Annotated in this window: 13 protein-coding genes and 1 pseudogene; 12 read left to right on the top strand and 2 right to left on the bottom strand. The window is 56.8% G+C overall.

Annotation, left to right across the window (positions count from 1 at the left end; genetic code table 11):
- Window positions 1-315: pseudogene (locus tag LDK53_RS06635) on the bottom strand (transporter); the annotation flags it as partial.
- 274 nt (window positions 316-589) lie between these two features.
- Here LDK53_RS06635 and LDK53_RS06630 point away from each other — a divergent pair.
- Window positions 590-964 (top strand): inner membrane protein YbjM, encoded by a 375-nt coding sequence (locus LDK53_RS06630; protein WP_045284541.1) that lies wholly within the window; start codon window positions 590-592, stop codon window positions 962-964.
- A gap of 30 nt (window positions 965-994) precedes the next feature.
- On the opposite strand, the gene LDK53_RS06625 is transcribed toward LDK53_RS06630, so the two are convergent.
- Window positions 995-1,264: a GrxA family glutaredoxin gene (locus LDK53_RS06625; RefSeq protein WP_006809455.1), complete on the bottom strand. Its 270-nt coding sequence runs from the start codon at window positions 1,262-1,264 to the stop codon at window positions 995-997.
- A 184-nt stretch (window positions 1,265-1,448) separates the two neighbouring features.
- Here LDK53_RS06625 and nfsA point away from each other — a divergent pair, with 184 nt between their 5' ends.
- From nfsA to LDK53_RS06570, 11 genes are all read left to right on the top strand, one after another.
- Window positions 1,449-2,171 carry a nitroreductase NfsA gene (nfsA, locus tag LDK53_RS06620; RefSeq protein ID WP_095449403.1) on the top strand — a complete coding sequence of 241 codons (723 nt, stop codon included), beginning with the start codon at window positions 1,449-1,451 and terminating at the stop codon, window positions 2,169-2,171.
- A 69-nt stretch (window positions 2,172-2,240) separates the two neighbouring features.
- Window positions 2,241-3,143 (top strand): 30S ribosomal protein S6--L-glutamate ligase, encoded by a 903-nt coding sequence (gene rimK, locus LDK53_RS06615; protein WP_025756080.1) that lies wholly within the window; start codon window positions 2,241-2,243, stop codon window positions 3,141-3,143.
- Between the two features lie 63 nt (window positions 3,144-3,206).
- The gene (locus tag LDK53_RS06610; RefSeq protein WP_047958115.1) at window positions 3,207-3,683 is read left to right on the top strand and encodes a YbjN domain-containing protein; all 477 of its coding nucleotides are present in this window, start codon (window positions 3,207-3,209) and stop codon (window positions 3,681-3,683) included.
- 351 nt (window positions 3,684-4,034) lie between these two features.
- Window positions 4,035-5,147: a spermidine/putrescine ABC transporter substrate-binding protein PotF gene (gene potF, locus LDK53_RS06605; RefSeq protein ID WP_025756078.1), complete on the top strand. Its 1,113-nt coding sequence runs from the start codon at window positions 4,035-4,037 to the stop codon at window positions 5,145-5,147.
- Between the two features lie 143 nt (window positions 5,148-5,290).
- Window positions 5,291-6,424 carry a putrescine ABC transporter ATP-binding subunit PotG gene (potG, locus tag LDK53_RS06600; protein ID WP_025756077.1) on the top strand — a complete coding sequence of 378 codons (1,134 nt, stop codon included), beginning with the start codon at window positions 5,291-5,293 and terminating at the stop codon, window positions 6,422-6,424.
- Between the two features lie 10 nt (window positions 6,425-6,434).
- Window positions 6,435-7,388, top strand: coding sequence for a putrescine ABC transporter permease PotH (gene potH / locus LDK53_RS06595; RefSeq protein WP_225285056.1), 954 nt, complete (start codon window positions 6,435-6,437; stop codon window positions 7,386-7,388).
- Window positions 7,385-8,230 (top strand): putrescine ABC transporter permease PotI, encoded by an 846-nt coding sequence (potI, locus tag LDK53_RS06590; RefSeq protein WP_023310934.1) that lies wholly within the window; start codon window positions 7,385-7,387, stop codon window positions 8,228-8,230. The genes potH and potI overlap by 4 nt, the downstream gene beginning before the upstream one ends.
- Before the next feature lie 65 nt (window positions 8,231-8,295).
- Window positions 8,296-8,769, top strand: coding sequence for a YbjO family protein (locus LDK53_RS06585; RefSeq protein ID WP_025756075.1), 474 nt, complete (start codon window positions 8,296-8,298; stop codon window positions 8,767-8,769).
- A gap of 40 nt (window positions 8,770-8,809) precedes the next feature.
- Window positions 8,810-9,937 (top strand): 23S rRNA (uracil(747)-C(5))-methyltransferase RlmC, encoded by a 1,128-nt coding sequence (gene rlmC, locus LDK53_RS06580; protein WP_225285053.1) that lies wholly within the window; start codon window positions 8,810-8,812, stop codon window positions 9,935-9,937.
- A 72-nt stretch (window positions 9,938-10,009) separates the two neighbouring features.
- Complete coding sequence (locus tag LDK53_RS06575) at window positions 10,010-10,717, top strand: response regulator transcription factor (protein ID WP_225285051.1); 708 nt, start codon at window positions 10,010-10,012, stop codon at window positions 10,715-10,717.
- Complete coding sequence (locus LDK53_RS06570) at window positions 10,701-12,170, top strand: ATP-binding protein (protein ID WP_225285050.1); 1,470 nt, start codon at window positions 10,701-10,703, stop codon at window positions 12,168-12,170. The genes LDK53_RS06575 and LDK53_RS06570 overlap by 17 nt, the downstream gene beginning before the upstream one ends.
- The last annotated feature ends 83 nt before the right edge of the window (window positions 12,171-12,253 follow it).

Below are 12,253 nucleotides of genomic sequence, written 5' to 3'. Positions count from 1 at the left end.
CAGCAGCGCGCTGCCGACCATCACCAGTGCCAGCATCAGATAATTTTTGCCGTCACGGAAGAAAATTGAAAAAAAGTTAGGTCCCGCTTCCACGCCAACACAAAAAATAAACAGCATAAAACCTAAGTTGAGCGCGTCCGTGTTAATGCTGAAATGCTGCTGGCCTAATAATAAGGAGACGACTAAAACGCCAATGGAATTACCCAGTTGAACTGAACCGAGACGCAATTTACCCAGGCAAAGACCCAGCGCCAGTACCACAAATAATAACAGGATGTAATTCCCGTTTAACAAGTCTGCGACGTTTATATTCACGGAGGCTAACTTCTTGTTTACCAGTAAGTTGTTGAATGAAAGGACTATTTGGGCTACTGTTTTCTGGGTCAGGGAACGCGCACAACACTCCCTGTTTCCTAATTTATTCCCTAAAACATTAGCTGGCCGATAGTTTAATCGTATTAGCTACTGACAGCTACCTATTATCGCATAACCCTGTGCGGGCTTTGGCAAGGATTGCCACATTGCTTTATCTGACTGGGCGTCCACTGGACGAAGCTGTATTTGATAGAGATGAAGTCAGGAGGATAGTTTGAACATTACACGGAACTGGGCGGGGGTGATCAGCTGCTTTTTGCTGTTTATCGTCGTATGCATGGCGCTCGCTTTTAATGTGAAAGGGGCGTTCAGGGCTGCCGGTCACCCGGAGCTCGGGCTGCTCTTTTTTACCCTGCCGGGAGCGGCAGCCAGTTTCCTCTCCCGTAAAGGGGAGGTGGTTAAGCCACTGATCGGCGCCATGCTGGCCGCACCGCTCTGTTTGCTGCTGATGCGGTTACTGTATGTCCCGACGAGAAGTTTCTGGCAAGAGCTGGCGTGGTTACTGAGTGCGGTATTCTGGTGCGCGCTGGGGGCGCTGTGCTATTTGTTTGTGTGCAGTCTGCTTAAGCACTGGCGACACCACAAATAAAAACGCCCTCCAGGTGAGGGCGTCTTAGTGTTACTGGGCGGCAAACAGACCCAGATGCTCTTTAGCGTATGCTTCAAAGTCGGTGCAGCCACCAATGTGTTTCTGATCGAGGAAAATCTGCGGTACGGTTTCAACCGGTTTACCCACGGTTTTTTCCAGATCGGCTTTGGTGATGCCTTCTGCGTGGATATCCACATAGCGGAAGTTAAAGTCATCACGCTCTTCAGTCAGTTTTTCAGCCAGCTCTTTTGCGCGCACACAGTAAGGGCATCCTGGACGACCAAAAATTACTGCAAACATTTCTCTCTCCTCAAAAAACAAGCCTGACGGCGAATAGGACATATAGTGCCCGATAACCTGGCGTCATTAAAGAAGGTTTCGCCTGTCACTTTGATACAGTAAGGCTATGTTTCGCCAATTACACCGCGCAAATCATTGCCTATACTGGCTGCAATACGGTTTAAGCACGACAAAGAGAGACAAGATGACACCAACGATTGACCTGCTCCTTTCCCATCGTTCCATTCGACACTTCACCGGTGAACCAATTACCGAAGCGCAGCGCGAAGCGATTATTAACAGCGCAAGGGCGACCTCCAGCTCCAGCTTCCTGCAGTGCAGCTCCATTATCCGCATCACCGACCCGGCCCTGCGCGAGCAACTGGTTACGCTCACCGGCGGGCAGAAACACGTGGCGCAGGCCGCGGAGTTCTGGGTGTTCTGCGCCGACTTTAACCGCCACCTGCAGATCTGCCCTGAGGCCGAATTAGGCCTGGCAGAACAGCTGCTGCTGGGCGTAGTGGATACCGCGCTGATGGCGCAAAACGCCTTTACGGCGGCGGAGTCGCTGGGGTTAGGCGGTGTGTATATCGGCGGGCTGCGTAACAACATTGAAAGCGTGACCGAACTGCTGAAGCTGCCAAAACATGTCCTGCCGCTGTTTGGCCTGTGCCTTGGCTGGCCGGCGGATAACCCGGATCTGAAGCCGCGTATTCCTGCTGCCATGCTGGTGCACGAAAACCACTACCAGCCGCTCGATCGCGACGTGCTGGAGCAATACGACGAGGAGCTGGCGCACTACTATATGACCCGCGGGAGCAATACCCGTCGCGATACCTGGAGCGACCATATTCGCCGCACTATCATTAAAGAAAATCGTCCGTTTATTCTTGATTACCTGCACAAACAGGGCTGGGCGACGCGATAGTCCATTTATCCTGTGCCTGCCTGCGTATATGATACGCAGGCTTTTTCCATGTCTTTAGCGAGGTGCAGGGTGAAAATTGCCATATTATCCCGGGATGGAACGCTCTATTCATGTAAACGCCTGCGAGAAGCGGCGGCAAAGCGCGGGCATCAGGTTGAAATCCTCGATCCAATGTCCTGCTATATGAACATCGATCCCGCGGCCTCATCGATTCACTACAAAGGCCGCAAGCTGCCGCATTTTGATGCGGTGATCCCCCGCATCGGCTCCCAGATCACCTATTACGGCACCGCCGCGCTGCGCCAGTTCGAGATGCTGGGCAGCTACCCGCTCAACGAATCTGTCGCCATTTCCCGTGCCCGGGATAAGCTGCGCTCGCTGCAGCTGCTCGCCCGTCAGGGGATCGATCTTCCGGTGACCGGTATCGCTCACTCCCCGGACGACACCAGCGATCTCATCGACATGGTGGGCGGCGCGCCGCTGGTCATCAAGCTGGTGGAGGGCACCCAGGGCATTGGCGTGGTGCTGGCGGAGACGCGTCAGGCGGCGGAGAGCGTGATTGACGCTTTCCGTGGCCTCAATGCGCACATCCTGGTGCAGGAGTATATTGAAGAAGCTAAAGGACGTGATATTCGCTGCTTCGTGGTGGGTAACGAGGTGGTGGCGGCCATCGAACGCCAGGCAAAAGAGGGCGATTTTCGCTCCAATCTCCATCGAGGAGGCATTGCGCGGGTGGCAACGATCAGCGATCGTGAGCGTGAGATAGCGGTGAAAGCTGCGCAAACGCTGGGGCTGGATGTCGCGGGTGTTGATCTTCTGCGGGCGACGCGCGGGCCGCTGGTGATGGAGGTGAACGCCTCTCCGGGGCTGGAAGGCGTGGAAAAAACCACAGGGGTCGATATTGCGGGTAAAATGATCGCATGGATCGAGCGTCATGCGACCCCAGGCTACTGTCTGAAAACGGGTGGGTGAATGGTATTGATCGCACTTTTTGCGTACCCTATGCGAAGTTTTTATTAAAGAGGCTGCACAGCGATGGATTTACAGGTCGTTCCAACATTGGATACGTTACGTCAATGGCTCGATGATGCGGGTATTACGTTCTTTGAATGTGATTCCTGCCAGGCGCTGCATCTGCCTCATATGCAGAATTTCGACGGCATTTTTGACGCCAAAATCGATCTCATTAACGACGTGATCCTCTTCTCCGCGCTGGCCGAAGTGAAGCCGTCTGCGCTGCTGGCGCTGGCCTCGGACCTGTCAGCGATCAACGCCAGTTCTTTGACGGTGAAAGCATTTCTCGACATACAGGATGATAATCTGCCAAAACTGGTCGTTTGCCAGTCTTTATTCTCCGGTGCCGGGCTGTCGTTCAAGCAGTTCGCCTGGTTTATGCGCTTGAGCGAAGAGCAAATTTCCATGGTCATGATGGAAGCCAGTGCACACCATCTCCTGTACAGCGCGGAAGATGATGCAGAGAATAATGATGCATCTCCCAATTTTCTTCACTAAACCTGTGTGACTTTTGCGCAGTCGCTGCCATAGCGGCTGCAGAAGGCCATTTTTTCTGCTGCTTTTAACCTTTCCTTAAAGAATTTTTCACCTCCCCAAAGGCCATTTCGGCTTATCACGTAGACATAACCTGCATAAAAAATTGATAAAAGGCGTTTTTTCGTCTGGGCTATAGCCGGGGACACGGGCTACAGTTATTCTTGCGATGCTTAAAAAAGCGAGCGGAGGCTGCCGGATAAAGAGGTTTCTTTTTATTTCGGGCAGAGCGACAAACTATGCATGATTTTTGCATATATCCAGATTGCACAGTTTTAGTTCGTTTGTTAACGAGCTTTCAGAAGGAATAACACTATGATCGCCTTGAATAAAAAATGGTTATCGGGTCTGGTTGCGGGTGCTCTGATGGCCGTCTCTGCCGGCACGCTCGCTGCGGAACAAAAAACGCTGCACGTTTACAACTGGTCTGACTATATTGCGCCGGACACGGTCGCGAATTTTGAAAAAGAGACCGGCATTAAAGTGGTCTATGACGTGTTCGATTCCAACGAAGTGCTGGAAGGCAAACTGATGGCGGGCAGCACCGGCTTCGACCTCGTGGTACCGTCCGCGAGCTTCCTGGAGCGTCAGCTTACTGCCGGCGTCTTCCAGCCGCTGGATAAGAGCAAATTACCGAACTGGAAAAACCTCGACCCGGAAGTGCTGAAGCTGGTGGCCAAACACGACCCGGAGAACAAATACGCGATGCCGTATCTGTGGGCGACCACCGGTATTGGCTACAACGTCGATAAAGTCAAAGCGGCGCTGGGCCCGGATGTCAAGCTGGACAGCTGGGACGTGGTGCTGAAGCCGGAAAACCTTGCGAAGCTGAAAAGCTGCGGCGTCTCTTTCCTCGATGCACCGGAAGAGATCTTCGCCACCGTGCTGAACTACCTGGGCAAAGATCCGAACAGCAACAAGGCGGATGATTACACCGGTCCGGCGACGGATCTGCTGCTGAAGCTGCGTCCAAACATTCGTTACTTCCACTCGTCTCAGTACATCAATGACCTGGCGAACGGCGACATCTGCGTCGCGATTGGCTGGGCAGGGGACGTATGGCAGGCGGCTAACCGCGCGAAAGAGGCGAAAAACGGCGTGAATGTCTCCTACTTCATTCCGAAAGAGGGGGCGCTGGCCTTCTTTGACGTCTTCGCGATGCCGACGGATGCGAAAAACAAAGATGAAGCTTATCAGTTCCTCAACTACCTGATGCGTCCTGACGTGATCGCCCACATCAGCGACCATGTTTACTACGCAAACGGTAACAAGGCCTCCGTGCCGCTGGTGAGCGAAGAAATCCGTAATAACCCGGCTATCTATCCGCCAGCGGATGTGTTCGCCAAGCTCTTCACCCTGAAAGTTCAGGATCCAAAAATTGACCGTGTGCGTACCCGCGCGTGGACCAAGGTGAAAAGCGGTAAATAACGGCGTTTGGTATTGTTGCCCGGTGGCGCTATCGCCTACCGGGCCTATACAACCCGTAGGCCGGGCAAGCGTTAGCGCCGCCCGGCGATGCGCACCCTGACGGTGCGTTTGCACCAGTTTTGATCTATGCCGGAGAGCACCCCGTGAATGACGCGATCCCCCGCCCGCAGGCGAAAGTCCGTAAAGCGCTGACCCCGCTTCTTGAAATTCGTAACCTCACCAAATCTTTCGATGGCCAGCATGCCGTGGACGACGTCAGCCTGACTATCTATAAAGGCGAAATTTTTGCCCTTCTGGGGGCGTCCGGCTGCGGCAAATCGACACTGCTGCGTATGCTGGCCGGTTTTGAACAGCCCACGGCCGGGCAGATCATGCTTGATGGCGTGGATCTCTCCAGCGTGCCGCCGTATCAGCGCCCCATTAACATGATGTTCCAGTCTTACGCGCTGTTTCCGCACATGACGGTGGAGCAGAACATCGCCTTTGGCCTGAAGCAGGATAAGCTGCCGAAGGCTGAAATTACCGCGCGCGTGGCCGAGATGCTGAGCCTGGTGCATATGCAGGAGTTCGCGAAACGTAAACCGCACCAGCTTTCTGGCGGTCAGCGTCAGCGTGTGGCGCTGGCCAGAAGCCTGGCAAAACGCCCGAAACTGCTGCTGCTTGATGAGCCGATGGGGGCGCTGGATAAAAAACTGCGCGACCGTATGCAGCTCGAAGTGGTGGATATTCTCGAACGCGTGGGCGTGACCTGCGTGATGGTCACCCACGACCAGGAAGAAGCCATGACCATGGCCGGACGTATCGCGATCATGAACCGCGGCAAGTTCGTGCAGATTGGCGAGCCGGAAGAGATTTATGAGCATCCGACCACCCGCTACAGCGCTGAGTTCATCGGTTCGGTGAACGTCTTTGAAGGGCTGCTGAAAGCGCGTCAGGAAGATGGCCTGATCATCGAATCGCCGGGGCTGCAGCATCCGCTTAAGGTCGATCCGGATAACTCCGTGGTGGATAACGTGCCGGTCTACGTCGCGCTGCGCCCGGAGAAGATCATGCTCTGCGACGATCCGCCTGCCGATGGCTATAACTTTGCCGTGGGTGAAGTGGTGCACATTGCCTATCTGGGTGACCTCTCCATCTACCACGTACGCCTGAAAAGCGGGCAGATGCTGAGTGCCCAGTTGCAGAACGAACACCGCTATCGCAAAGGCCAGCCAACCTGGGGTGACGAGGTGCGCCTGTGCTGGGATGCGGACAGCTGTGTTGTGCTGACGGTATAAGGAGCGGCCAATGAGTACACTTGAACCTCCAGCCCGCGCAGGTAAACCGGGCGGCGTTGTCAGCTGGCTGACGCGCATGCAGATGAACCACGGCCGCAAGCTGGTGATCGCCATGCCTTACGTGTGGCTGATCCTGCTGTTTCTGCTGCCGTTCCTGATTGTTTTCAAGATAAGCCTGGCGGAAATGGCGCGGGCGATCCCGCCCTACACCAACCTGCTGGACTGGGCCGACGGGCAACTGACGCTGACGCTGAATCTCGGCAACTTCCTGCAGCTGACGGATGACCCGCTCTATTTCGAGGCTTACCTCCAGTCGCTGCAGGTGGCGGCGATCTCGACGCTCTGCTGCCTGGTCATGGGCTATCCGCTGGCGTGGGCCGTGGCGCACAGTAAACCGTCGACGCGGAATATTTTGCTGCTGCTGGTGATCCTGCCGTCGTGGACCTCGTTCCTGATCCGCGTTTACGCGTGGATGGGGATCCTGAAAAACAACGGCGTGCTGAACAACTTCCTGATGTGGTTAGGCGTTATCGATCAGCCGCTGACGATCCTGCACACCAATCTCGCGGTTTATATTGGCATTGTGTACGCCTATCTGCCGTTTATGGTGCTGCCGATCTATACGGCGCTGACGCGTATTGATTATTCGCTGGTGGAAGCCTCGCTGGATCTTGGTGCCCGTCCGTTAAAAACCTTCTTCAGCGTCATTGTCCCGCTGACCAAAGGCGGCATTATCGCCGGGTCGATGCTGGTCTTTATCCCGGCGGTAGGGGAGTTTGTGATCCCGGAACTGCTCGGCGGGCCAGACAGCATCATGATTGGCCGCGTGCTGTGGCAGGAGTTCTTCAATAACCGCGACTGGCCGGTGGCGTCGGCGGTGGCGATCGTGATGTTACTGCTGTTGATCGTGCCGATCATGTGGTTCCACAAGCATCAGCAGAAACAGATGGGAGACCACGGATGAACAACTTACCGGTAGTGCGCTCCCCGTGGCGAATTGCGATCCTGGTTATCGGCTTCACCTTCCTGTATGCACCGATGCTGATGCTGGTGATCTACTCGTTCAACAGCTCCAAACTGGTGACGGTGTGGGCCGGCTGGTCGACGCGCTGGTACAGCGAGCTGTTCCACGATGATGCGATGATGAGCGCGGTGGGGCTGAGCCTGACCATCGCGGCGTTGGCGGCGACAATGGCGTCCGTTCTGGGCACGATCGCCGCGCTGGTGATGGTGCGCTTCGGCCGTTTTCGCGGTTCGAACGGGTTTGCCTTTATGATCACTGCACCGCTGGTCATGCCCGACGTCATTACCGGTCTTGCGCTGCTGCTGCTGTTCGTGGCGCTGGCGCATGCCATCGGCTGGCCGGCGGATCGCGGCATGCTCACCATCTGGCTGGCGCACGTCACCTTCTGTACCGCGTATGTCGCGGTGGTGATCTCCTCGCGCCTGCGCGAGCTGGATCGCTCCATTGAAGAGGCGGCGATGGATCTCGGCGCGACGCCGCTGAAGGTCTTTTTCATCATCACCCTGCCGATGATTATGCCGGCGGTGATCTCCGGCTGGCTGCTGGCGTTTACCCTGTCGCTCGACGATCTGGTGATCGCCAGCTTTGTCTCCGGCCCGGGCGCGACGACGCTGCCGATGCTGGTCTTCTCCAGCGTACGCATGGGGGTCAACCCGGAGATCAACGCCCTGGCCTCGATCATCCTCGGCGTGGTCGGAATTGTCGGATTTATCGCCTGGTATTTGATGGCGCGCGCGGAAAAGCAGCGCGTGCGTGATATCCAGCGTGCAAGACGCGGCTGAAGGATTTAAAATTTCCAGTGATGTGCCGCGCATGACGCGGCACTGTTTTTCAGGGAAGTAAAACATTGGGATTATTAAAGAAATCACGTATTACGCACGCGCGTCCTAACGTTCCTGCTCTGGTTCAGGTGGCGGCGCTCGCCATTATTATGATCCGCTGCCTGGATGTGCTGATGATTCTCAACACCCTGGGCGTGCGCGGCATCGGTGAGTTCATTCACCGCAGCGTGCAGACGTGGAACCTGACGCTGGTTTTTTTGAGCAGCCTGATGCTGGTCTTTATCGAGATCTACTGCGCATTCTCGCTGGTCAAAGGGCGCAACTGGGCGCGCTGGGTCTATCTGCTGACGCAGGTAACCGCGGCGAGCTATCTGTGGGCGGCTTCGCTGGGATACGGCTACCCGGAACTGTTCAGCATTGCCGGCGGCTCCAAACGCGAAATCTTCCACGCGCTGGTCATGCAGAAATTGCCGGATATGCTGGTGCTCCTGTTGCTCTTTGCGCCAGCTTCAAGCCGGCGGTTCTTCCGCCTGCAATAATGTGTATAATCGCTGCCCTCGCTTTCCTTAAGGTTTTCATATGCAGTGCGCACTCTATGACGCCGGACGCTGCCGCTCCTGTCAGTGGATAGAACAGCCGGTCTCTCAACAACTCACCGCCAAAATGGCCGACCTGCAACAGCTGCTGGCAGCACACGCGGTGGCGGAGTGGTGCGCACCCGTCAGCGGCCCGGAGCAGGGCTTTCGTAATAAAGCCAAAATGGTGGTCAGCGGCAGCGTTGAAAAACCCCTGCTCGGGATGCTGCATCGCGACGGCACGCCGGAAGATTTGACCGACTGCCCGCTCTATCCAGCCTCCTTTGCGCCTGTTTTTGCCGCGCTGAAACCGTTTATCGCGCGGGCCGGGTTAACGCCTTATAACGTCGCCCGCAAGCGCGGTGAGCTGAAATACCTGCTGCTGACGGAGAGTCAGGCAGATGGCGGCATGATGCTGCGTTTTGTGCTGCGCTCGGAAACCAAACTGGAGCAGCTGCGCGAGGCGCTGCCGTGGCTGCAGGAACAGCTTCCGCAGCTTAAGGTGATTACCGCAAACATTCAGCCAGTGCATATGGCGATCATGGAAGGGGAGAAAGAGATCTACTTGACCGAGCGACACGCGCTGGCTGAGAACTTCAACGGCGTGCCGCTGTGGATCCGCCCGCAAAGCTTCTTCCAGACGAACCCGACGGTGGCGAGTGCGTTATACGCCACCGCCCGCGACTGGGTACGGTCGCTGAATATCCATCATATGTGGGATCTGTTCTGCGGCGTCGGTGGTTTTGGCCTGCACTGCGCCACGCCCGAGATGCAGCTCACCGGGATTGAGATCTCCGCCGAAGCCATTGCCTGTGCGAAACAGTCCGCCGCCGGGCTGGGTTTGACGAATATCCACTTCCAGGCGCTGGACTCCACGCAGTTCGCGACCGGCCAGGGCAACGTGCCGGCGCTGGTGCTGGTCAACCCGCCGCGCCGTGGCATCGACAAGGCGCTGTGCGACTACCTGAGCCAGATGGCACCGGAGTACATCATCTACTCCAGCTGCAACGCGCAGACCATGGCGAAAGACATCGCTCAACTGCCGGGCTATCGCGTTGAACGCGTTCAGCTTTTCGATATGTTCCCGCATACCGCCCATTATGAAGTGCTGACGTTGCTCGTAAAATCTTAAACAAAATGTGAACTCTTCATTCCTGCGAAATCAGGTAAGCTTACGTCATAAGACATGAATGAAGGCTTACCCATGAAGCAGATCCTGCTGGTGGAAGATGACCACGATATCGCGGCGCTTCTGCGACTCAATTTAGAAGACGAAGGCTACGCCATCACCCACGAGCCCGACGGGGGCAACGCCCTGCAGCGTCTTGAAAAACAGGCGTGGGATGCGGTGATCCTCGACCTGATGCTGCCCAACGTTGACGGGCTGGAGATTTGCCGCCGTATTCGTCAGATGACGCGTTACCTGCCGGTCATTATCATCAGCGCCCGCAGTAGCGAAACTGACCGCATTACCGGGCTGGAAACCGGTGCCGATGACTATCTGGCAAAACCGTTTTCGGTGCAGGAGTTGATTGCGCGCATCAAAGCCCTGTTTCGCCGCCAGCAGGCGATGGGACAGGCGCAAACCGACGGTCACATTCAGGCTCACGGCCTGACCATCGATCCGCTGGCGCGCAGCGTGCTGCTTCATGGCCAGGTGGTGGATCTCACCCCGCGTGAATTCGAGCTGCTCTACTTCTTTGCCCGTCATCCTGGCGAGGTGTTTTCGCGTCTGGCCCTGCTGGAGCAGGTCTGGGGCTACCAGCACGAAGGCTACGAGCACACTGTGAACACCCACATCAACCGCCTGCGCATCAAGATTGAGAAGGATGCTGCCGAGCCGGAGATCATTCGCACCGTCTGGGGCAAGGGCTACAAATTTGCGGAGGCGCACCATGATGCGCCGCTTTAGCCTCAGCCAGCGTCTGACGCTGCTGTTTATCCTGCTGATGATGCTCTGCGCCGCCGTTGCCTGCGCGGTACAGCTCTACAGCAGTATGCAGTACGGTAATGCGATGGTGCAGCGGTTGTCGGGCGGGCTGGCGCAGCAGATTGTCCAGCGTGAACCGATTCTGGACGCGCAGGGCAGGGTTGACCGCAGCGCGCTGAAACCGCTGTTTGACCGGCTGATGACCTTTAACCCCAGCGTTGAGCTGTACGTCGTCTCCCCGGACGGCACGCTGCTGGCCGATGCCGCGCCGCCGGGCCATATTCAGCGACAAACCATCGACCTTGCTCCGGTGCAGAGCTTCCTCAGCGGCGAGGTCATGCCGATCTATGGCGACGATCCGCGCAGTCAGAGTAAAAAAGTCTTCAGCGCGACGCCGTTACGTCAGGACGGCGAGCTTAAAGGCTATCTGTATATTATTTTGCAGGGCGAGGAGTCGAACGCGCTGGCGGAAATGGCCTGGCATAAGGCGCTGTGGAGTACCGTCCTCTGGTCACTGCTGTGGGTGGCGCTGTTTGGACTGCTGGCAGGCTTACTGATCTGGTACTGGGTCACGCGTCCGGTCAAACGCCTGACCCGCGAAGTGGCCGGGCTGGAGCAGGACAGCATCAGCGCCATCAGGCAGCTGGCGGCACAGCAGCCGGACGCGGCGGCGAAAGATGAAGTGGCGCTACTGCGCAACAGCTTTATCGAGCTGGCGCGTAAAATCACCCGTCAGTGGGATCAGCTGGCGGACAGCGATCGCCAGCGCCGGGAGTTTATCGCCAATATCTCGCACGATCTCCGCACACCGCTGACGTCGCTGCTGGGCTATCTCGAAACCCTGTCGCTCAAATCCGCGACCCTGACGCCGCAGGAGCACCAGCAGTATCTCGCCACCGCCCTGCGTCAGGGGCAGAAGGTGCGTCATCTCTCCCAGCAGCTGTTTGAGCTGGCGCGTCTTGAACACGGCGGCATTAAACCGCAGCGTGAGCGTTTCGCCATGGCGGAGCTGATTTCCGACGTGGCGCAGAAGTTTGAATTAACCGCCCGCACCCGGGAGGTGAACCTGCATATTGATGTGCCGGGACCGCTGCCGCTGATTAATGCCGATGTGTCGATGATTGAGAGGGTGGTGACCAACCTGCTCGATAACGCGATGCGGCATACGCCAGCCGGCGGGGAGATCCGTCTGGCGGTCTGGCAGGAGAATCAACAGCTTCAGGTCGAAGTGGCCGACAACGGAACGGGTGTTGATGCCGCGCTGCGCGACGATCTGTTCCAGCGGCCATCGGCGTTGACGACCCAGGCATCACGCGAGGATCGTGGCGGGTTAGGGCTGCTGATTGTGAAACGGATGCTGGAGCTGCACGGGGGCGGGATCAGGCTGATGGAGTCGGTGAGTGGGGCGCGTTTTCGCTTCTTTGTTCCGCTGTAGAATTGCCGGATGACGCTACGCTTATCCGGCCTGGAATTCCCCCCGTAGGCCGGGTAAGGCGTAGCCGCCACCCGGCAAAAAAA

Source organism: Enterobacter sp. K16B, assembly GCF_020216105.1.
In the GTDB taxonomy this organism is placed as follows: Bacteria; Pseudomonadota; Gammaproteobacteria; order Enterobacterales; family Enterobacteriaceae; genus Enterobacter; species Enterobacter sichuanensis.
Note: the sequence above shows the minus strand (reverse complement) of the source record. Positions and strands in the feature narration are given on the sequence as shown.